Source organism: Sphingomonas yunnanensis (assembly GCF_019898765.1).
Lineage (GTDB): Bacteria > Pseudomonadota > Alphaproteobacteria > Sphingomonadales > Sphingomonadaceae > Sphingomonas > Sphingomonas yunnanensis.
Window position 1 is genome coordinate 233,942 of sequence record NZ_JAIOKB010000006.1, and the last position, 20,443, is coordinate 254,384.

A 20,443-nucleotide genomic window follows, 5' to 3' on the forward strand; every position below is an offset into this window, starting at 1 on the left:
GAACGCACGCTCGCATGATCGCTGTGGGCGCGGGGCGGAGAGAAGAATGAGCGACGGCGAGCTACCCGCACAGGCACCGATGCCAGGCTCGGTCGGCGCGCGGCTGCGCGCGGCGCGCGAGGCGCAGGGGCTGTCGCTCGCCGAGGTGGCGGCGCGCACGCGCGTGACGCAGCGCTTCCTCGAGGCGCTGGAGATGGACCGGCTCGACCTGCTGCCCTCGCCCACCTACGCGTCGGGCTTCGCGCGCGCTTATGCCCGCGCGGTCGGGCTCGACCAGGCCGACGTCGGTCGTGCCATCCGCGGCGAGCTCGCGCGCGGCGCGATGCCGCTGCGCCAGCATCACATCGAGGAGATCGCGGATCCGTCGCGCGCGCCGTCGCGCGGGCTGGTGATCGTCGCCGCCGGGCTGGCGCTGGCGGTCTTGGTGCTGGGCGTGCTATGGCTCTCCACCGGCATGTTCCGCGGCACCGCCGAGCAGGCGCCCGAAGCGACGCCGAGCGCGCAGGTCGCCTCCAGCAAGGAAGTGCCGCCGCCCGCGCCCACCCCCGCCGCCAGCGGCAAGGTGGTGCTGACCGCACGAACCGAGGTCTGGATGCGCGTCTACGACGGCGCCAAGCAGCGCCTGTTCGAGGGCACGATGAAGCCGGGACAGTCGTTCGAAGTGCCGGCCGGCACCGATCGGCCTATGATCAACGTCGGTCGCCCCGACCAGCTCACAGTGACGGTCGACGGCCGCGAGGTCGCGCCGCTGGGCGACGGCAAGCGCGCGATCAGGGACGCCGGCATTAGCGCCGAGGCGCTCGCCGCGCGCGGGCTGCCCGCCCCGGCGCCGAGCGCGAGCGCCACGCCGGCGGCGACCGCGGCGAACGGGACGACGGCGCCCGGCGACGCAGGGCAGCTCGCGGCGTTCCGTGACGTGGCGCGGTGAGGTTGGGGCGCACTCTGCGGCGCCGCGGTGGCCCGAGCGCATCGAGTCACAGCTCCGTTATTTGTTCGTCACCCCGGATTTGATCCGGGGCCCAAGGTGCCGCGTACACCACGACGGCGTCGTGCGCGGAAGGATGGATCCCGGATCAGGTCCGGGATGACGGCGGGAGGGGAGGCGCGCCGGGGGAGTGGGTGTCTGCGCTCTCGCGACTTAGACCACGCCGCGCTTCACCGTGGCGACAGCTCGCTTCTATAGAGAGGTGCGACAGGTGCGCACCGGGGACGGAACATGATGACCAAGTGGATGGCGGGCAGCGCGCTGGCGCTGGTGGTGGCGGGATCGACCGCGACGCCGGCGGCGGCGCAGATCGAGGGGCGCGTCGGCAAGCTCGAGGCGGAGATGCGCGCCGTGCAGCGCAAGGTGTTTCCCGGCGGCGCCGGCGCGATGGTGGAGCCGCAGATCGCGCCCTCGACCGCGCCGGTCGACGCCGCGGGCGTCCCCGCCACCAGCGCGCTGACCGACATCACCGCGCGGGTCACCTCGCTCGAGCAGCAGATGGCGAGCATGACCGGGCAGATCGAGCAGACCCAGTACAAGCTGCGCCAGCTCGAGCAGCAGTTCGAGGATTATCGCAAGGCGACCGACGCTAGGCTGACCCAGCCGGTCGCGCCCGCGCCGACGCCGAGTGCCGACGCGTTCGGCGGCTCCGGCGTGACCGTGCCGCAGGCACCGGAGCCGGTGAGCGGCGCCACGGACGCGGCCGCTGCCCCCAGCAGCGGGGATCCCGCCGAGGACGCCTATCTCGCGGGCTATCGCCTGTGGCAGTCGCGCGACTATCCCGCCGCCGAGGCGCAGCTCAAGAAGGTGGTCGCCACCTATCCCAAGCACCGCCGCGCCAGCTTCGCGCAGAACCTGCTCGGCCGTTCCTACCTCGACGAGGGCAAGCCGAGCCTCGCCTCGATCGCATTCTACGATAATTACAAGAAGTTCCCCGACGGCGAGCGCGCCCCCGATAGCCTGTATTATCTCGGCACCGCGCTGCTCAAGCTCGACAAGCCGGCGGACGCCTGCAAGGTCTACGGCGAGCTGACCGACGTCTACGGCAGCAAGATCGCGCCCGGGCTCAAGGCCGACGTCGTCAAGGCGCGCGCCGCCGCCAAGTGCAAGTGAGCTGAGCGTGGCGCCGCTGCCCGCGGCGGCGGTGGCGCGCTTCGCCGACGACCTGCGGCGCGGGTTCGCGCGCGCGCACGATGTCGCCGCGGTCGAGCGCGTCGGCCGGGTCGGCGTGGCGGTGTCGGGCGGCCCTGACTCGGTCGCGCTGCTGCTGCTCGCCGCCGCGGCCGTGCCGGGCGAGGTCGTGGCGGCGACGGTCGACCACCGGCTCCGTTCCGCCGGCGCCGATGAGGCGGCGATGGTCGCTGGGCTGTGCGACAAGCTCGATGTGCCGCACGTCACCCTCCTGCCCGAGGCGCCGATCGCCGGCAGCTCGCTTCAGCGCCGCGCGCGCGAGGCCCGCTACGCGCTGCTGACCGACTGGGCCGCGCGCGAGCGGGTCGGCGCGCTGCTGACCGCGCACCACGCCGACGATCAGGCCGAGACGCTGCTGATGCGGCTCAACCGCGCCTCGGGCCTGGCCGGGCTGAGCGCGATCCGCGCCGCGCGCCGGGAGCAGGGGACGCTGCTGCTGCGCCCGCTGCTGGCGTGGCGTCGCGCCGAGCTGCGCGCGCTGGTGGAGGGGACGGGCGCCTTCTTCGTCGACGACCCGTCGAATACGGACCCGCGCCACGATCGCACCCGGGTCCGCGCCGCGCTCGCCGCCACGCCCGCGCTCGACCCGGTGGCTCTCGCCGCCTCCGCCGGCTACCTCGCCGAGGCGGAGGAGGTGATCACGCGCTTGGCCGAGTGGTTGTGGGCGGAACATTGGCAGGGGCCCGACCGCCCGTTCGCGGTCACCGGCGAGCCGCGTGAGCTGCGCCGCCGACTCCTCCGCCGCGCGCTCCACGCGACTCGGGCGGAGCACGCGATCGTGCTGCCCGCCTTCACCGATTCGTCCAATATCGAGCCACTGCTCGACGCGCTCGAGGCACGGCGCGGCGCGGTCCAGGCCGGCGTCAAGGTGGAAGTGGGCGAGAAAGGCTGGATTTTTCGCGTAGCACCGCCGCGTCGATCACTCTGACCGACGCTGTTCCATTGCCATTAACCCGTCGTGGCTTACATTGCGTTGGTTGGAAAGGTACCCGATGAACGACAACGACAGGCAGCGCGGGAACGGCGGCGGCGACAATGGCGGCGGCGGCAACCCTAACCCCTGGATGAAGAGCCTGCTGATCTGGGTCGGCGTGCTGCTCTCGCTGGCGGTGGTGGTGACGCTGTTCGACGGCCGCACGACGACGGCGCAGGGCAATACCGTCGCCTACTCCACCTTCCTCGACAAGGTCGACGAGGGCACGGTGAAGGACGTCAACGTCAGCCGCGACATCATCACCGGCAGCTTCTCGAACGGCGACAAGTTCCGCACCTATCCGGTGCAGGACTCCGGGCTGATCGAGCGGCTGCGCAAGGCGGGGGTCGAGGTGGCGGGCAAGCCGGAGGAGGGCCCGTCGATCTGGATGGTGCTGCTCTACCAGTCGCTGCCGTTCCTGCTGTTCCTCGGCATCGCCTTCTTCGTGCTGCGGCAGATGCAGAAGGGCGGGGGCGCGGGCGGCGCGATGGGCTTCGGCAAGAGCCGCGCGCGCATGCTGACGCAGAAGGAAGGCAAGGTCACCTTCGACGATGTCGCCGGCATCGACGAGGCGCGCGCCGAGCTCACCGAGATCGTCGACTTCCTCAAGGATCCCACCAAGTTCGCGCGCCTGGGCGGCAAGATCCCCAAGGGCGCGCTGCTGGTCGGCTCGCCGGGTACCGGCAAGACCTTGCTCGCCCGCGCGATCGCGGGTGAGGCGGGCGTGCCCTTCTTCACCATCTCGGGGTCCGATTTCGTCGAGATGTTCGTCGGCGTCGGCGCCAGCCGGGTTCGCGACATGTTCGAGCAGGCCAAGAAGTCGGCGCCGTGCATCGTCTTCATCGACGAGATCGACGCGGTGGGTCGCCACCGCGGCGCGGGGCTGGGCAACGGCAACGACGAGCGCGAGCAGACGCTCAACCAGCTGCTGGTCGAGATGGACGGTTTCGAGGCCAACGAGGGGATCATCATCGTCGCGGCGACGAACCGCCCCGACGTGCTCGACCCCGCGCTGCTCCGTCCGGGCCGCTTCGACCGTCAGGTCGTGGTGCCGCGCCCCGACATCGAAGGCCGGATCAAAATCCTCGAAGTGCATATGAAGAAGGTGCCGCTGGCGCCGGACGTCGATGCGCGGGTGATCGCGCGCGGCACGCCGGGCTTCTCGGGCGCCGATCTCGCCAACCTCGTCAACGAGGCCGCGCTGATGGGCGCGCGCAAGGGCAAGCGGCTGGTCGCGATGGCCGAGTTCGAGGAGGCCAAGGACAAGGTCATGATGGGCGCCGAGCGCCGCTCGATGGTCATGACTGAGGACGAGAAGCGCATGACCGCCTATCACGAGGCGGGCCACGCGATCGTCGCGCTGCACGAGCCGGCGTCGGACCCGATCCACAAGGCGACGATCATCCCGCGCGGTCGGGCGCTGGGCATGGTGATGCGCCTGCCCGAGCGTGACAGCTACAGCTATCACCGCGACAAGATGTACGCGAACCTGGCCGTGGCGATGGGCGGGCGCGTCGCCGAGGAAGTGATCTTCGGCTATGACAAGGTGTCGAGCGGCGCGAGCGGCGACATCCAGTACGCCACCGGGCTCGCGCGCGACATGGTCACCAAATGGGGCATGTCGGACAAGGTCGGCCCGGTCGAATACGCCCAGCCCGAGGGCGAGAGCTTCCTCGGCTATTCGTCGAGCCAGCCGGTGCGGATGTCGAACTCGACCGCGCAGCTGATCGATGACGAGATCAAGTCGATCGTCGAGGGCGGGCTGCACCGCGCCAAGCAGGTGCTGACCGACCATCTCGACCAGCTTCACTCGCTCGCGGGGGCGCTGCTCGAATACGAGACGCTGTCGGGTGAGGAGATCAAACGCCTGATCGCGGGTGACGACATCGGTCGCGCTGACCAGGGGCCGAAGGTGCCCGCGGTGCCGGCGGCGGGGACGTCCATCCCTAAGACCAAGCGCCCCTCGGGGCCGTTCGGGAGCGCGTCGCCCGCGGGGGCGTGATGCTCTGAACGATCGAATGAGGTGAGGGAAAGGGCGGCCTGCGGGTCGCCCTTTCTCGTTGGACGCGCGCGCCGAGCTCAGTCCGCCTGCCGCTTGCCCCCATCTATAATTCCGTCTCCGGAAGCCACGTCGGCGCGAGGCACCGGTCATGACCTATACGGCCCCGGCTTGACCTGATCGCCCAGCGGTTTATGTCTTACAAATAGATAGGGAGGGATGCGTGGCGGGCGACTATATCGCCATTGACTGGGGCACGACCAACCGCCGCGCCTGGCGCGTCGCGGCGGACGGGACGTTCGGGGCGTGCGTGCGCGACTCGCGCGGCGTGCTCGCGCTGACCGTCGACGCCTATCCCGCCGAATTGTCCGCGATCCGCGCGCGGTTGGGCGAGCTGCCGGTGATCGCCGCGGGCATGGTCGGGTCGAATCGCGGCTGGCGCGAGGTGCCCTATGTCGACGCCCCCGCCGACCTCGCCGCGCTCGCGGCGGGGGCAATGCGCCTGCCTGATCAGGACGCGCTGCTGCTGCCCGGCGTCGCGCTGCGCACCGGCGAGCGCGCCGACGTTATGCGCGGCGAGGAGGTGCAGGTGCTCGGCGCGCTCGCCGCCGGGCTCGCCCCCGCCGACGCGCTGTTCTGCCAGCCGGGCACGCACAACAAGTGGATCGCGACCAAGGCGGGGCGGATCACCGACGTCGCCACCGCGCTGACGGGTGAGCTGTTCGCGCTGCTGCGCGGCCACGGCATCCTCAGCGTGATGCTCGACGGGCCGGTCGCCGACGGCGCCGCCTTCCGTGCCGGTGTCGCGCGCGGTGCGGGCGCGCGCGACCTCACCGTCGCCTTGTTCGAGGTGCGCGCGCGCGTGCTGCTCGACCGGCTCGCCGCGGTCGACGCGGCCAGCTTCGCCAGCGGCGTGCTGATCGGCGCCGACGTCGGCGCGCGGACCGACCTCAAGGGCCGCCCGGTCCAGCTGCTCGCCAGCGGCGACCTCGCCTCGCTCTACGCCGCCGCGATCGATTCGTGCGGCGGCACTGCTCTGGCGCTCGACAGCGAGCGCGCCTTCGCCGCCGGGATCCACCGGCTGTGGGAGATGACCCGATGACCGATATCCTCGCGGCGTTCGACGCCGCCTTCCGAGAGGCGCCCCTGGTGGCGATCCTGCGCGGCCTCACCCCCGCCGAGGCGCCCGCGGTGGGTGACGCGCTGGTCGAGGCGGGGTTCACGCTGCTGGAGGTGCCGCTCAACTCGCCCGAGCCGATCGAGAGCATCCGCCTGCTGGCCGAGCGGCTCGCCGGGCGCGCGATGGTCGGGGCGGGCACCGTACTCACCACCGACGATGTCGCGCGCGTGCGGGACGCGGGCGGCACGCTGATCGTCTCGCCCAACACCGAGCCCGAGGTGATCCGCGCCAGCGTCGCCGCCGGGCTCGCGTCGCTGCCGGGCTATTTCACCGCGAGCGAGGGCTTCGCCGCGCTCGCCGCCGGCGCCACCGCGCTCAAGCTCTTCCCGGCCGACGGCACCACCCCCGCTTACCTCAAGGCGCAGCGCGCGGTGCTGCCCAAGGCGACGCGGATGCTCGCGGTCGGCGGCATCACCCCGCACAACATGGCCGAGTGGCGCGCCGCGGGCGCCGACGGCTTCGGGCTCGGCTCCAACCTCTACCGCCCCGGCAAGTCGGCCGCGGCGGTCGGGGAGGACGCCCGCCAGTATCTCACCGCGCTCAAGGACCTCGCATGAGCTTCACCCGCCTGCTTCAGCATCGCGTCGACGACGGTCGTCGCCGCGTCATCCTCGCCGAGGGCGGCAGCGCCTGGTTCCTCGACGGCGTCGACACCACGCGCGCGCTCGCGTTGGAAGCGATCGCGCGCGGCACCACGCTCGCGGAGGCCGCGGCGGCGCGAAGGACCGACGAGACGGTCGACCTCGCCGCCGAGCTCGACGCCAAGCGACTTCTGCCCGCGATCGACCATGAGGATAGCGCGCGGCTGCTGCTCGCGGGCACCGGACTGACCCATCTCGGCTCGGCCGAGGGGCGCGACAAGATGCACAAGGCCGCGACCGACGCCGCGCACCAGACCGACTCGATGCGGATGTTCCTCGAGGGTGTCGAGGGCGGCAAGCCCGCGGCGGGCGCGGTCGGCCAGCAGCCCGAGTGGTTCTACAAGGGTGACGGCCAGTCGCTGGTGGCCCCCGAGGCGCCGCTCGCCTCGCCCGCCTTCGCGCAGGACGGCGGCGAGGAGCCCGAGCTCGCCGGCATCTACCTGATCGGCGACGACGGCACGCCCTATCGTCTCGGCGTCGCGCTCGCCAACGAGTTCAGCGACCACGTCACCGAGAGGCACAATTACCTGTGGCTGGCGCATTCCAAGCTGCGTCAGGCCGCGCTCGGCCCGGAGCTGTTGCTCGGCACGCCCCCGGCGGACATCCGCGGTACCAGCCGCATCCTCCGCGACGGCGCGACCTTGTGGGAGAAGCCGTTCCTCACCGGCGAGGACAATATGTCGCACCACCTCGCCAACCTGGAGCACCACCATTTCAAGTACGCCGGCTTCCGCCGCCCGGGCGACGTGCACGTCCATTTCTTCGGTACGGCGACCTTGTCGGTGGCGGACGGAGTGAAGACCCAGCCAGGCGACGTGTTCGAGATCAGCGCCGCGCCGTTCGCGCTGCCGCTGCGCAACCCGCTGACCGACGCGCCCGGCGCGACGGTGCAGGTGCGCGCGCTGTGAGCGCCCCGATCCGCCTCGCGCTGGTCGGCATGGGCAAGATCGCGCACGACCAGCACCTGCCCGCGATCGCGGGCAACAGCGACATCGAGCTGGTCGCGACGGTCAGCCGCCACGGCGAGCCGGTCAACGGCCTGCCCTTCTTCCCCAACGTCGAGGCGCTCGCCGCCGGCGGCGTGGCGGTCGACGCGGTCGCACTCTGCACCCCGCCGCAGGTGCGCCGCGCCATCGCGCAGTTCGCGATCGAGCAGGGTTGGCACGTCTTCCTCGAGAAGCCGCCCGGGGCGACGCTCGCCGAGGTCACCGCGCTGCAGGCGGCGGCGACCGCGCGCGGCGTGAGCCTGTTCGCCAGCTGGCACTCGCGTTACGCCGACGGGGTCGAGCCCGCGCGCGCCTGGCTCGCCGGCCGCGAAGTCAGGCGCGCGACGATCACCTGGCGCGAGGACGTGCGCGTCTGGCATCCCGGGCAGGAGTGGATCTGGGAGCCCGGCGGCTTCGGCGTGTTCGATCCCGGCATCAACGCGCTGTCGATCGCGACGCGGATCCTGCCGCGCCCCTTCTTCGTCGAGACTGCCGAGCTGGACGTGCCGTCGAACCGCGCCGCGCCGATCGCGGCCCGGGTCGCCTTCCGCGACACCGCGGGCAGCGAAGTCGTGATGGACCTCGACTTCCGCCAGGAAGGTCCGCAGCACTGGGACATCGAGGTGGTGACCGACGCAGGCACGCTGCTGCTCGCGAAAGGCGGCTCGGTGCTGACGATCGACGGCGCCGAGGCGCTGGCGCACGACGCCGACCTGCACGGCGAGTATCCGGGGCTATATCGGCGCTTCGCCGAGATCGTCCGCGCCGGCGAGTCCGACGTGGATGTCGCGCCGCTGCGGCTCGTGGCGGACGCGTTCCTGCGCGGGCGGCACATCGCGGTCGAGCCGTTCGTCGAGTGAGCGGCGCCGTGACGTGCTCTCGCTCTCCCCTCGCACGTGGTAGCCGGGGTCGAGGGCGTCGTGGGCGTCACTCCGCTCAGCCCTGGCCTCCCGCGTTCGCGAGAACGCTAAGAAGCCTTCGCTCGCCCGTCACCCCACCAGCTGCGCCACGTCGACGGGAACGCCGCGTCGCCGCAACTCGACCGTGACGCGCGCCTCGCCGCGCTCGGGCGCGCGGCCGAGCGTGTCGCCGGCGCCGACGCTCGCGCCGCGCCGCACCGCCGGCTCGGCGATGCCGGTGACCAGCGTCTGCCAGCCCGCGCCGTGGTCCAGGATCACGATCGTGCCGTAGCTGCGGAACGCGCCGACATAGCGCACCAGGCCTGCCGCGGGCGCGACCACCGTCGCACCGCGCGGCACCGCCAGCGTCAGCCCGCGCGAGCGTACGCCATTGTCCGAGAGCTCGCCGAGGCCCGTGATCAGGCGCCCCCGCGCGGGCAGGCGATAGGCTGGCGCTTTAGGGCGCGGTGGGGCAGACCCTGCTGGCGGCCCCGGCAGAGCGATGAGATCGCCCAGCACCGCCTGCGCGCCGCCGAGCGCGGCGATGCGATCGGCGGTGTCGCGCGCCGTCTCCTCCAGCGCGATCGCGCGTTCGTCGTCGTCGCTCAGCGCGGCGAGCCGGTCGCGCGCCTCGACCAGCCGGGCGCGCTCGACCGCCAGTGCGCGTCCCGTCGCTGCCGCGCTCAGCGAGAGCGCGCGCGTCCGGGCCACCGCGCCCCGTAGCGCGGCGGTCTGGCGTCGAAGCCGCGCCGTCGCGGCACGCAGCACCGCCTCCACGCGGACGAGATCGGCGACACTGCCGGGGTGTACCAGCAGCGCGGCACGGGGGCGGCGCGCCACCCCTGCCACCGCGGCAACGAGCCGGACGATCGGCCCCTGCTCGGCGGCGAGCGCGGCACGCTGTCGCGCCAGCCGCGCCGCGATCGCCCCGGCGCGCGCGCGCTCGGCGGCGATCTCCGCCTCGGCGCCGACGAGCTGCGCGCTCGCGCGCCGCGCCGGCTCGTCGGGCAGCGCCGCGGCGGAGGGCGCCAGCAGCGCGAGCGCGAGCGCCGCGCCGGCTCGGGAGGCGCGCACGGCTCAGCCCTCGCGATGATAGGGGTGGTTGGCGAGGATGCTGGTGGCGCGGAACAGCTGCTCCGCCAGCATGGCGCGCGCGAGCAGGTGCGGCCAGGTCGCGCGGCCGAAGGAGAGCAGCAGGTCGGCCTCGGCGCGCTCGCCGTCGCCGAAGCCGTCGGCCGCGCCGATGAGGAAGCGCGCCTCGCGCACCCCGTCGTCGCGCCAGCGGCCGAGCGTCGCGGCGAAGGCGGCGGAACCGAGCATCTCGCCCTTCTCGTCGAGCAGCACGCGGCGGCCCTGCGCCGGACGGTCGGGCTCGCGCCCGCCTCGGTCGGGCAGTTCGCTCAGCCGCGTCGGCCAGGCGATACGCTTGAGGTAGCGGTCGACCAGCTCGGCCTCGGGCGAGCGCCCGATCCGTCCGCGCGCGACGATGTGGAGCAGCATGGAGCGAGGGTAGCGGCTGCGCGCCGCGGCGTCATCCGATGAGTGTCGCGGAGGAGCCTGACCTTCCCCGGCGCGAGACGTCGGAGAGTCGGTTGGCCAACGCCTTATATTGCTCGCGGCTCTGGGCTCCTGCCTTCGCAGGAGCACGAAGAAGTGAGGCAGCGATCCCTCCCAATGGGAGGGGTCAGCGAAGTGACTTTATGCCACCCCGGCCGCAGGCGGCGCGTCGCCGAAGGACCACATGCGCTCGAGGTTGTAGAAGCTGCGCACCTCGGGGCGGAAGAGGTGGACGATCACGTCGCCCGCGTCGATCAGCACCCAGTCGGCGCTCGGCAGCCCCTCGATCCGCGCCGACCGCCCGGTCTCGCCCTTGATCTTCTCGGCGAGCTTGGACGCCATCGAGGCGACCTGGCGGGTCGAGCGTCCGCTGGCGATCACCATATGGTCCGCGATCGACGACTTGCCCGCGAGCGGGATCGAGATCGTGTCCACCGCCTGGTCGTCGTCGAGCGATTGCAGGACGAGCTGGTGCAACGCCGCGACCTGATCGGCGTCGGCGGTGCGGTGAGCGGGGTCAGTGGCGGGCAAGGTGGCTCCTCAGGATGCCGCGGGCGCTGCGGCGGGCGTGTCAGCTGTAGATATGGGATCGGCGAGACGAACGTGCCAGGCAGGATCAGCGGCGCGAAGCTGCGTCGCGGACGTCGGGTCAGGGCGGAAACGTAGCAGCACCAGGGCTGGCACACTCCACTCGGTCCACTTCCTTGCCTGGCGTGCGGGCCGCCGAAAGCGCCGCAGCCAACCCATCGCGGGGGCCGCGAGAGCCCTGGCATCATAGCCCGGCCGCGCCACCACCGCAATCGGCATCGTCCGCGCGATCGCGCGCCAGCGCTGCCACTCGTGGAATTGCGCGAGATTGTCCGATCCCATGACCCACACGAAGCGCGTGCGCGGGTAGCGGTGCACCAGCTTGGACAGCGTGTCGGCGGTATAGCGCGTGCGCATCCGCGCCTCGATGTCGGTGGCGCGGATCGGCGCGCGCCGCGCCATCGCGCGCGCCGAGGCGAGCCGTGCCGCCAGCGGCGCCATGCCGCGACGCGGCTTGAGCGGGTTGCCCGGCGACACCAGCCACCACATCTCGTCCAGTTCGAGCGCGCGGATCGCCTCCATCGTCAGGTGACGGTGGCCGCGGTGCGCCGGGTTGAACGAGCCGCCGAGCAGGCCGATGCGGCGGCTCACGTCAGCCCGGCCTGATCGCCGCCGGCCGGCATGGCGCGACGACCGGCGCTGTCCGCGCGCCAGTCCTCGCGCTCATGGTACACGCGCAGCACCTCGCAGCGCTGCGTCGTCAGCCGGTAGTGGATCAGATAGGGCGTTCCCAGCACGCGCAGCACGCGCGTGTCGCGGCGGTGGCGCTGGCCGCCGTACGGGAAGTCGCGCAGGAAGTCGGCGCGCCGCCGGATCGCGGTCACCATCGCCAACGCCGTGGCGGGCGAGACATGCTCGTCGAGCCAGGCGTCGATCGCGACCAGATCACCGAGCGCCGCGCGGGCCCAGACGATCGCGAGCGCGCTCGGCGCGAGCGCGCTCGCGCGACGACGGGCGGGCGGTCCATCCCACCAGTCCCTCACGCGGCCGACGTCGTCGAGCGCGGCGTCGTCACGGCCGGGACTAGCCGCATCGCGCGCGATGCCGCGCGATCATCGCCTCTAACGCGCGCATCACCTCGTCGTGGTCGACGGTCTCGCCGCGCTCGACCTGGTCGATGCCGAGTTGAACGAAGGCGTCGGCCGCCGCCTCGCGCGCCACCGCGTCGCGGATCGCCGCGGCGGCGAAGGCGGCGCTGGTGATGCCGCGCGCCGCAGCGATCGAATCGACCAGCGCCACGGTCGCGTCGTCGAGCTCGGCCGTGATGGCGCGCGCGTTCAACCGCGCACCTGGCCGGTGCCGCGGCCCAGCCATTTGTAAGTCGTCAGCCCTTCCAGCGCGACCGGGCCGCGCGCGTGCAGCCGCCCGGTGGCGATGCCGATCTCCGCGCCGAGCCCGAACTCCGCGCCGTCGGCGAATTGGGTCGAGGCGTTCCACAGCACGATCGCTGAGTCGACCGCGGCGAGGAAGCGCTCGGCCACGCGCTCGTCACCGGCGACGATCGCGTCGGTATGATGCGAGCCGTGCCGCGCGACGTGCGCGAGCGCGCCGTCGAGCCCGTCGACCAGCGCTACCGCGGCGATCGCATCGAGATATTCGGTGTCCCAGTCGCTCGCCTCCGCGGGCGCGATCGTGGGGAGCAGGGCGCACGCGCCATCGTCGCCGCGCAGCGCGCAGCCGGCGTCCGCCAGGGCGGCGAGCAGCGCGGTCGCGTACGGCCAGGCACTGTCGATCAGCAGCGTCTCCATCGCGCCGCACACGCCTGTGCGGCGAAGCTTGGCGTCGATCACCACCGCGCGCGCCATGTCGAGGCCGGCCGAGGCGTGGACGAAGACGTGGTTGACGCCGTCGAGATGCGCGAGCACCGGCACGCGCGCCTCGGCCTGGACGCGCGCGACCAGGCTCTTGCCGCCGCGCGGGATGATCAGGTCGATCGCGCCCTCGGCGGCGAGCATCGCGCCTACCGCGGCGCGGTCGGTGGTGGGTACGAGCTGGACCGCGTCGGCGGGAAGGCCGCCCGCGACCAGCCCCTCGACCAGGGCGGCGTGGAGGGCGCGGTTGCTGGCCACCGCCTCGGAGCCGCCGCGCAGGATCACCGCGTTCCCCGAGCGGACGCACAGTGCGGCGGCGTCGGCGGTGACGTTGGGGCGGCTCTCATAGACGATGCCGATCACGCCGATCGGGACGCGGACGCGGCTGAGCGCCAGACCGTTCGGGCGAACCGTGCTGTCGATCACCTGTCCGACCGGGTCGGCGAGCGCCGCGACGGCGGCGACCCCTGCGGCGGTCGCGTCGAGCCGCGCCGGATCGAGGCGGAGGCGGTCGATCAGTGCGGGCGAGAGCGTGTTGTCGCGCGCGCGCGCGACGTCCTCGGCATTGGCGTCGAGGATCGCTGCCCCATGATCGCGCAACGCGGCCGCGGCCTCGTGCAGCGCGCGTGCCTTGGTCGCGTCCTCCGCGGCGGCGAGGGCCTGCGCGGCGGCGCGCGCCTTCGCGGTCATCGTGTTGATCAGGAACGGGATGGACTGTGGGTCGAGCATCACGCGCTGGCCTAGCATGCGCGCGCCGCCGCGCCCAGCCGGCGCGTCGGACCGGTACTGCGGGGCGGCGTCGAGGCGCTCTCTGTGTCAAGGTCGCCATATAGACCGCGGCAGGCGCAGCGCTGGCAGGGCGGGCATGACCACCTCGCGAGGCTCTGATCTAGGCTAGTTTTTTAGGTCCGCCGCGCTGGTGGCGCGTCGGCGCGACCTTATATCCCGTGCCATGACCGACATGCCGCTCCACCGCCGCCGCTTCCTCGCGCTCGCCTCGCTCGGCACTGCCGGCGTCGGGCTGGTGGGCTGCGGGCGCCAAGCCGACGCCGCGCCCGAGCGCTTCGCTGTGACCAAGGCCGACGCGCAGTGGCGCCAGCAGCTCGGGCCCGCCGCCTATGACGTTCTGCGTCACGAGGGCACCGAGCGGCCTTTCACGAGCCCGCTCAACGAAGAGCATCGCGCCGGGACGTTCTCGTGCAAGGGTTGCGCCTTGCCGCTCTTCTCGTCGAAGACCAAGTTCGACAGCGGGACTGGCTGGCCCAGTTTCTACGCGCCGCTGACCAACGCGGTGGCGACGCGGACCGATCGCAGCCTCGGCATGGCGCGGGTCGAGGTCCACTGCCGGCGCTGCGGCGGCCATCTCGGGCACGTCTTCGACGACGGGCCGCCGCCGACGGGCAAGCGCTATTGCATGAACGGCGTGGCGATGACCTTCCGCGCGGCGTGAATCGAGCGCGGCGCGTCGCCCGCCGGCGACGCCTGTTCTGCTTAGTCCCCGTCGACCGGCAGCGCGCCCGCGACCGGCGCGGCGGCGGTGGTCGCGATCGTCATCGGTGCGAGCGGCGCCTCGGCCTCCGCGGCAGGCGCCTTGTCCGGGTAGATGAAGCCGGCGAGCGGGTAGCTGCTCGTGCCGAGGTCGCCGTTGCCCGCGTACCAGACGCGCACTTCGCTCCAGTCGCCCGCGGGCGAGACGTCGACCGCGCGGACGTCGCGCTCGATCCCGCCGCGGCGCGACCAATTGGCGTGGGTGAGCAGCACCTCGCGATCACTGACGACCCGGCTCACCATCGCCACGTGGCCGATCGGCATGCCGTGCGTGGCCTTGAACGCCATCACGGCGCCTTCCACCGGCACGTGACCGCGCTCGTAGCGGCCGGCAGCCTGGCCCCACCAGGTGTTGGCATTGCCGCGGATCTCGATGCCCGACACCTCCCGCGCGAACGGGACGCACTGCAGGTAGCGTGCCTGCGCGGGCGCCACTGTCATCAGGGCGCATGATATCACCAGCGCGAATCGCGCTGCCAGAGCCTTGGAATTCACGGGTGACCCCCCGGTCTCTCGAAACTGATGAGCCTCTGCTACGCGGCGAATCCTGACCGAACAAATGCCGCGGGAACCATTCCGGACGAGTCGAGGTGCCGCGGCGGTGAGCCGAACCCGAGCGCTCGGAAAAGGGCAGTGACGCTGTCCCGGAGTGTGAATCGACGGTTAAAAACACTCGATTGTCGTTGCCGAATCGGCGCGGTCGCCCTCCGGTACGCGTGCGCGGCCAGCATCGCGCGCCGGCGGCTCGCCATCTTCATTGCGGCAGTATGCAGTGCCAGCAGGCAGGCGGGCGCAGATTAGAAGATCGGGTCTGGCCGGCCGCTTGTCTGCCCCGGAACACGGGCCTAGGATCGATGGGTCCGCAACAGCCGATTGCTCCACCATGGCCCTGGATCCCGACACCTTCGCCGCGCTGATCGACACCGTTCGCCGCTACGTCGCCGAGCGGCTCCGCCCGCTTGAGGCGCAGGTCGAGGCCGACGACGCGGTGCCCGACGCGGTCGTCGCCGAGATGCGCGAGATGGGGCTGTTCGGCCTCTCGATCGCGGAGGATTATGGCGGCCTCGGCCTCACCATGGGGGAGGAGGCGCGCGTCGCGATCGAGATGGGACGCACGACGCCGGCGTTCCGCTCCACCTTCGGCACCAACGTCGGGATCGGGAGCCAGGGGCTGGTGCTCGCCGGGACGGCCGAGCAGAAGGCCGAGTGGCTGCCGCGCATCGCCGCGGGCGAGATCGTCACTAGTTTCGCACTGACCGAGCCGGGTGTTGGCAGCGACTCCGGCGCGGTGGCGACACGGGCGGTGCGGGACGGCGACGTCTACCGGCTCTCGGGCACCAAGCGCTACATCACCAATGCGGACCGTGCCGACCTCTTCACCGTGATGGCGCGCACCGGCGACGCGCCCGGCGGCCGCGGCGTCTCCGCGTTCCTTGTTCCGCGCACGCTGGCGGGCGTGTCGGTCGGCGAGGCCGAGAAGAAGATGGGGCAGAGGGGCGCCAAGGTCGCTGACCTCCACCTCGATGAGGTCGCGGTGCCCGTCGCCAACCGGCTCGGCGAGGAGGGGGAAGGGTTCAAGATCGCGATGCGCGTGCTCGACCGCGGGCGGCTCCACATCGCCGCGGTATGCGTCGGCGTCGCCGAGCGTCTGATCGCCGACTGCGTCGCTTATGCCAGCGAGCGGCGCCAGTTCGGCAAGGCGATCGCCGAGCACCAACTGATCCAGGCGATGATCGCCGATAGCAAGACCGAGGCGCTCGCCGCGCGCGCGCTGGTGCTCGAGACCGCCGCCGCCAAGGACGCCGGCACCGACGTGGTGCTGGAGAGCGCGGCAGCGAAATATTACGCCAGCGAGATGGTCGGCCGCGTCGCCGACCGTGCGGTGCAGATCTACGGCGGCGCTGGCTATATCGCCGATTACGGGATCGAGCGGCTGTACCGCGACGTGCGCCTGTTCCGCATCTACGAGGGGACCAGCCAGATCCAGCAGCTGATCATCGCGCGCGAGACGCTGAAGCGCGGGGGGTAGCGCCTTTCCCGCGAAACGCCGGTCATGGGCGTGTAGCGGGAGCGTTCGACCCGCCAACCTTTCTCCGTCATTCCCGCGAAGGAGGGAATCCAAACGCGCAGGTCCTCGATGGAGTCGCCTCGTCGGCGCGTCTGGACGCCCGTCTTCGCGGGGATGACGATGTTGGAGGAGACCGCGAGACGAACGAGCGTAGCGCACGCTCGAGATGACGAACAGAGGGGGACGGACACCCTACCCCGTACACAGGAGAGGCATATGAACACCGACCATCTGTTCCGGCTCGACGGCCGTGTCGCGCTCGTCACGGGGGGTAGCCGCGGCATCGGGCGGATGATCGCGGCGGGCTTCGTCGCGCAGGGCGCCACCGTCTATGTCTCGAGCCGCAAGGCCGAGGCGTGTGAGGAGACCGCCGCCGCGCTGGGCGAGCGCTGCCACCCGCTGCCGATGGACGTGTCGACCGTGGAGGGCTGCCGCGCGCTCGCCGTGGCGTTCGGGGAGCGCGAGCAGCGGCTCGACATCCTCGTCAACAACGCGGGCGCGGCGTGGGGCGTACCCTTCACCGACTTTCCTGAGAGCGGCTGGGACAAGGTGATGGACCTCAACGTCAAGTCGCCCTTCTTCCTGACCCAGGCGCTGCACGCGCTGCTCCGAGCCGGCGCGGCGGCGCACCCGCCCGCCAAGGTGATCAACATCACCTCGGTCGACGGGCTGCGGCTCAACCCGTGGGAGACCTACAGCTATCAGGCGTCCAAGGCGGCGCTGATCCATCTTACCCGCCGGCTGGCGGCGCGGCTGGTCGAGGACGGCATCCACGTCAGCTCGATCGCGCCGGGTGCGTTCGCGAGCGAGATGAACCGCGCCGCGCGCGACCACGGCGACGCGGTCGCGACGCGCATCCCCGCGCGGCGCATCGGCGAGGCGGAGGATATGGCGGGCACCGCGATCTTCCTCGCTTCGCGCGCGGGCGACTATGTCGTGGGCGAGACGATCGCGGTCGACGGCGGACTGGTCAATGCCTCGCTCGGGGGCGGGATCGACGCGTGAGCTTGGGGGCCGCCCACCGCGCGACGCGTCGGAGCGAGGATTCGACGAGCTCAGCCTCTTCTCAGCGCGAACGGCGGAAATGCGCCACCGTTCGTGCCGGTAGCCGCTGAGACAGCCGAAGTGGCGTCTCGAAGCGCCGGCCGGAACGCGCCCGCTGCCCCGCCCGTTCTCACGGAGCAAGGAGACGGTGCATGGACAAGGACGACACCAAGCCGACCGAGCTGACCGAGCGACCCAATCTCTCCACCGAGCACCAGCGCGAGGGCGACGCGCGTCGCCCCAGCGACACGCTCGACAAGGGCCAGCCCGCGGGTGAGACGATCCCGCGCAAGTCGTCGCTGCTCGGCGACGACTGACTCGGCTTGCCGCCACGAGTGTCGCTGCGCCGGCCGCGGCGACCCCCGCGGACATGGATCCGCCGCATCGCAGCAACGTCCCGGACACGTAGCGGCTGCGCGGGAAACAAGAGCAAGCCGCGGCAAAACATAGTGTTTCCGACGACGCATCGGCGTTGACCCGATGCTGCGTCGCAACCGACAGCGGTGGTCCCCGCTCTCGGAGATCGACGCATGATCCATTATCTGGTCGACACGCACCACGACGAGCCGCTCAGCTGGCGCGACGTGGAGGCGCTGCCGCTGGTGGCGTTCGCGCTCCTCCTGGCGATCGCGGTGGCACGGATGCAGCAGGAGCTCGCGCCCGCGTTGTCGGGCGAGTTCGTCAAGGCGTCGGCGCTGGTATTCCTGCTCGGCGCGCGCACGCTGCTGGGTGACGTCATCGCGCGCGCCGATGATCGCGACGCGGCCGAGGAGATAAAGGCCGCGCTCGAGGCCGTGCCCGCCGAATGATCGTCGGTCGCGCACCGCGGATCCGCCAGACGCTCTATCCCGCGTGGCGGACGCTCGCCGTCCTGTTCGTCTGGGACTCGGCGGTGACGCTCTTCTACTACGCGCTGCCCTTCGCCGCGCCGGCGCTGCCGATCACCCTCTTCGGCACCGTGCTGGGCCTCTTCCTGGGCTTCCGCACCAACTCGGCGTATCAGCGCTGGTGGGAGGGGCGGACGCTGTGGGGCGCGATGATCAACGCGTCGCGCAGCCTCGCGCGCGCGGTGCTGGGCTTCGTGCCCGACGACAGCGCCGCCGCCGCGGCGATGAAGCGGCTGATCGTGCGGCGCCAGATCGCCTATGTCCACGCGCTGCGCTGCCAGTTGCGCCGGCAGGACCCCGCGCCCGCGATCGAGCGCCTGCTCGGCGCCGAGGCCGCGGCCGAGGCGATGGTGCGGACCAACCCCGCCAACGCGCTGCTCGACGGCACCACGCGGATGATCGCCGACATCCGCCGCGAGGGTCTGATCGACACGATCCAGCAGACGCAGATCGAGCGCGTGATGGTCGACATCGCCAACGCGCAGGGCGGCATGGAGCGTCTCAAGAACACCCCGCTACCCGCGCAATACCGCACCTTTCCCGTCTTCTTCGCCAGGCTGATGTGCCTGCTGCTGCCGTTCGGGCTGGTCGAGACGCTGGAATGGGCGACGCCGATCGGCTCGTCGGTGGCGGGGTTCATGTTCCTGGCCGGGCTGCAGGTGGCGGACGACCTGGTCGACCCGTTCGCCAACACGGTCCACGACGTGCCGCTCACCGCGATGTGCCGGACGATCGAGATCGACCTGCTCCAGGCTGCCGGCTACGACGCGCCCGCGCCGCTTCAACCGGTGCGCAGCGTGCTGTGGTGAGGCGGTGAGGCGGGGTGACCGTCTTGGCTGTACGGTGCGGCCGAGTGGATGGTTCGGCTAAGCGAGACGCGTTCGCCAGATAGTCGGCCGCGCGTGCACCGGTCCGATCTGCCGATCCAATGCGCGACCAGCGCCCTCGACCCGTGATCATCCCCGCGGGGCGGGAACCAGTAGCACTGACGTCGCGGCTCCATCGTCGGCGTCAGCGTGTCTGGCTTCCCGCCGACGCGGGTATGACGAAGAGGCGCGAAAAGGGGGCTTGAGTATCGCCCGCTATCCGCACGCTATCGACGGAAGCTCAGTCGGCCGCGATGATCTCAGTGGGAGGCTTCTGTTGCCCGGTGCCTCCCGTACCGCTGGAATCCCCTTCTGTTGCCCGGTGGGGTCCAACCGCGCTTTTTTGGTGTAACGTCAGGCCGTTAGGCCCTCAGTTACGCCGCAATCGCGAGTGCTTCGTTGTCGTTGGCACTTGTGTAATGGGCCGTTGCGGTGGTCCCATTCCGAGCGAAAACAGCGCTTTTCAACACACGTCGATCCTGGTTCGGCCCCGTCAGCGCGGCTGCGTGCAGCCGCGATGGTGGAGCCGCCGGGTACTGCCCCCGGGTCCGCTGCGCCTATTGTACGCCGCAATTTATCGCCATAGCCGGGTAGAACCCGACAATGGCTATATAGGCGGGCGAGGTTCGCGGGAAAAGCCCCGGTTGGCCATTTGCCCGCCACAATATCCCTGTATATACCGCGATATGCTTACCCAGCGGTCTCGTTATGCCCTTCGCTCCATGCTGTTCCTGGCGGGCGCGCCGGCCGGATCGCCGCCGATCCCGATGACCCGGATCGCCGCCGAGGCCAACGTCCCGCGCAAGTTCCTGGAGCTGATCCTCGCCGACCTGCGCGATGCCGGCCTGCTCCACAGCCACCGCGGCAAGATGGGCGGCTATGTCCTCTCGCGCCCGGGACATCTGATCTCGCTGGGCGAGGTGATCCGCGTGATCGAGGGACCGCTCGCGCTGGTCCCGTGCGTCAGCCGTACCGCCTATCGCTCGTGCAAGGACTGCAAGAGCGAGGCCGATTGCGCGATCCGTCACGCGATGATGCGCGTGCGCGACGAGACCGCGCGTATCCTCGACGGCACCAGCCTGGCCGACGCCACCGCGAACCAGCTCGCCGCCGCCTGAGGCGGGAGCGCGCGCGTGGCACGCGGCATGAGTGTTGGTGTTGGCCGTCGGTCACGCTTAGTCGTTCGTTCATCGGTGTTCACACCCCGATCGTCATCCCCG

The 20,443-nt window shown here is 71.5% G+C and carries 23 protein-coding genes and 1 other RNA gene; 15 read left to right on the forward strand and 9 right to left on the reverse strand.

The genetic code is table 11. The features are described 5' to 3' along the window. Positions 1–46: 46 nt before the first annotated feature. The 8 genes from K7957_RS16490 (at position 47) to K7957_RS16525 (ending at position 8,815) form a co-directional block, all read left to right on the forward strand. Positions 47–928, forward strand: coding sequence for a helix-turn-helix domain-containing protein (locus K7957_RS16490; protein WP_223013342.1), 882 nt, complete (start codon positions 47–49; stop codon positions 926–928). 288 nt (positions 929–1,216) lie between these two features. Next, a complete protein-coding gene (locus K7957_RS16495; RefSeq protein ID WP_223013344.1) occupies positions 1,217–2,098 on the forward strand; it encodes a YbgF trimerization domain-containing protein in 882 nt (293 codons plus the stop codon). Positions 2,099–2,105: 7 nt separating this feature from the next. After that, positions 2,106–3,104 (forward strand): tRNA lysidine(34) synthetase TilS, encoded by a 999-nt coding sequence (tilS, locus tag K7957_RS16500; RefSeq protein WP_223013346.1) that lies wholly within the window; start codon positions 2,106–2,108, stop codon positions 3,102–3,104. A gap of 64 nt (positions 3,105–3,168) precedes the next feature. Further along, positions 3,169–5,151, forward strand: coding sequence for an ATP-dependent zinc metalloprotease FtsH (gene ftsH, locus K7957_RS16505; RefSeq protein ID WP_281422883.1), 1,983 nt, complete (start codon positions 3,169–3,171; stop codon positions 5,149–5,151). 220 nt (positions 5,152–5,371) lie between these two features. Then, positions 5,372–6,250 (forward strand): 2-dehydro-3-deoxygalactonokinase, encoded by an 879-nt coding sequence (locus tag K7957_RS16510; protein ID WP_223013348.1) that lies wholly within the window; start codon positions 5,372–5,374, stop codon positions 6,248–6,250. After that, entirely contained in the window at positions 6,247–6,885 is a 639-nt protein-coding gene (locus tag K7957_RS16515) for a 2-dehydro-3-deoxy-6-phosphogalactonate aldolase (RefSeq protein ID WP_223013350.1), read from the forward strand. Before K7957_RS16510 ends, K7957_RS16515 begins: the two co-directional genes overlap by 4 nt. Beyond that, positions 6,882–7,877 carry an AraD1 family protein gene (gene araD1 / locus K7957_RS16520; RefSeq protein WP_223013352.1) on the forward strand — a complete coding sequence of 332 codons (996 nt, stop codon included), beginning with the start codon at positions 6,882–6,884 and terminating at the stop codon, positions 7,875–7,877. Before K7957_RS16515 ends, araD1 begins: the two co-directional genes overlap by 4 nt. Further along, on the forward strand, positions 7,874–8,815 hold the full coding sequence (locus K7957_RS16525) for a Gfo/Idh/MocA family protein (protein WP_223013354.1): 942 nt from the start codon (positions 7,874–7,876) through the stop codon (positions 8,813–8,815). Before araD1 ends, K7957_RS16525 begins: the two co-directional genes overlap by 4 nt. Positions 8,816–8,944: 129 nt before the next feature. On the opposite strand, the gene K7957_RS20695 is transcribed toward K7957_RS16525, so the two are convergent. From K7957_RS20695 to K7957_RS16560, 7 genes are all read right to left on the reverse strand, one after another. Then, positions 8,945–9,928: a murein hydrolase activator EnvC family protein gene (locus K7957_RS20695; RefSeq protein WP_223013356.1), complete on the reverse strand. Its 984-nt coding sequence runs from the start codon at positions 9,926–9,928 to the stop codon at positions 8,945–8,947. A gap of 3 nt (positions 9,929–9,931) precedes the next feature. Continuing rightward, positions 9,932–10,354, reverse strand: a complete 423-nt coding sequence (locus K7957_RS16535; RefSeq protein ID WP_223013358.1) for a 23S rRNA (pseudouridine(1915)-N(3))-methyltransferase RlmH — start codon at positions 10,352–10,354, stop codon at positions 9,932–9,934. 198 nt (positions 10,355–10,552) lie between these two features. Further along, positions 10,553–10,942, reverse strand: coding sequence for a ribosome silencing factor (gene rsfS, locus K7957_RS16540; RefSeq protein ID WP_223013359.1), 390 nt, complete (start codon positions 10,940–10,942; stop codon positions 10,553–10,555). Positions 10,943–10,951: 9 nt separating this feature from the next. Then, positions 10,952–11,590, reverse strand: coding sequence for a nicotinate-nucleotide adenylyltransferase (locus K7957_RS16545; protein WP_223013360.1), 639 nt, complete (start codon positions 11,588–11,590; stop codon positions 10,952–10,954). Further along, the gene (locus K7957_RS16550; RefSeq protein ID WP_223013361.1) at positions 11,587–11,982 is read right to left on the reverse strand and encodes a type II toxin-antitoxin system RelE/ParE family toxin; all 396 of its coding nucleotides are present in this window, start codon (positions 11,980–11,982) and stop codon (positions 11,587–11,589) included. Before K7957_RS16550 ends, K7957_RS16545 begins: the two co-directional genes overlap by 4 nt. Positions 11,983–12,022: 40 nt before the next feature. Beyond that, complete coding sequence (locus K7957_RS16555) at positions 12,023–12,280, reverse strand: CopG family transcriptional regulator (RefSeq protein WP_223013362.1); 258 nt, start codon at positions 12,278–12,280, stop codon at positions 12,023–12,025. Next, positions 12,277–13,539: a glutamate-5-semialdehyde dehydrogenase gene (locus tag K7957_RS16560; protein WP_425517215.1), complete on the reverse strand. Its 1,263-nt coding sequence runs from the start codon at positions 13,537–13,539 to the stop codon at positions 12,277–12,279. Before K7957_RS16560 ends, K7957_RS16555 begins: the two co-directional genes overlap by 4 nt. A 223-nt stretch (positions 13,540–13,762) precedes the next feature. Between K7957_RS16560 and msrB the strand changes: the two genes are divergently transcribed. Then, positions 13,763–14,260: a peptide-methionine (R)-S-oxide reductase MsrB gene (gene msrB, locus K7957_RS16565; RefSeq protein WP_223013364.1), complete on the forward strand. Its 498-nt coding sequence runs from the start codon at positions 13,763–13,765 to the stop codon at positions 14,258–14,260. A 41-nt stretch (positions 14,261–14,301) separates the two neighbouring features. Here msrB and K7957_RS16570 read toward each other — a convergent pair whose 3' ends face one another. Continuing rightward, positions 14,302–14,799 (reverse strand): CHAP domain-containing protein, encoded by a 498-nt coding sequence (locus tag K7957_RS16570; RefSeq protein WP_223013366.1) that lies wholly within the window; start codon positions 14,797–14,799, stop codon positions 14,302–14,304. A gap of 442 nt (positions 14,800–15,241) precedes the next feature. On the opposite strand from K7957_RS16570, the gene K7957_RS16575 reads away from it, so the two are divergent. The 5 genes from K7957_RS16575 (at position 15,242) to K7957_RS16595 (ending at position 19,166) form a co-directional block, all read left to right on the forward strand. Continuing rightward, positions 15,242–16,387, forward strand: a complete 1,146-nt coding sequence (locus tag K7957_RS16575) for an acyl-CoA dehydrogenase family protein (RefSeq protein WP_223013367.1) — start codon at positions 15,242–15,244, stop codon at positions 16,385–16,387. A gap of 255 nt (positions 16,388–16,642) precedes the next feature. Further along, on the forward strand, positions 16,643–17,431 hold the full coding sequence (locus K7957_RS16580; RefSeq protein WP_223013368.1) for an SDR family oxidoreductase: 789 nt from the start codon (positions 16,643–16,645) through the stop codon (positions 17,429–17,431). 191 nt (positions 17,432–17,622) lie between these two features. Further along, the gene (locus tag K7957_RS16585; protein WP_223013369.1) at positions 17,623–17,787 is read left to right on the forward strand and encodes a hypothetical protein; all 165 of its coding nucleotides are present in this window, start codon (positions 17,623–17,625) and stop codon (positions 17,785–17,787) included. 213 nt (positions 17,788–18,000) lie between these two features. Further along, positions 18,001–18,279, forward strand: a complete 279-nt coding sequence (locus K7957_RS16590; protein WP_223013370.1) for a hypothetical protein — start codon at positions 18,001–18,003, stop codon at positions 18,277–18,279. Continuing rightward, positions 18,276–19,166: a bestrophin family protein gene (locus K7957_RS16595; protein WP_223013371.1), complete on the forward strand. Its 891-nt coding sequence runs from the start codon at positions 18,276–18,278 to the stop codon at positions 19,164–19,166. Before K7957_RS16590 ends, K7957_RS16595 begins: the two co-directional genes overlap by 4 nt. 357 nt (positions 19,167–19,523) lie before the next feature. Here the strand turns inward: K7957_RS16595 and ssrA are convergent. Continuing rightward, positions 19,524–19,864: a transfer-messenger RNA gene (gene ssrA, locus K7957_RS16600) on the reverse strand. A 45-nt stretch (positions 19,865–19,909) separates the two neighbouring features. On the opposite strand from ssrA, the gene K7957_RS16605 reads away from it, so the two are divergent. Beyond that, positions 19,910–20,341 (forward strand): RrF2 family transcriptional regulator, encoded by a 432-nt coding sequence (locus tag K7957_RS16605; RefSeq protein WP_223013372.1) that lies wholly within the window; start codon positions 19,910–19,912, stop codon positions 20,339–20,341. Positions 20,342–20,443: the final 102 nt, after the last annotated feature.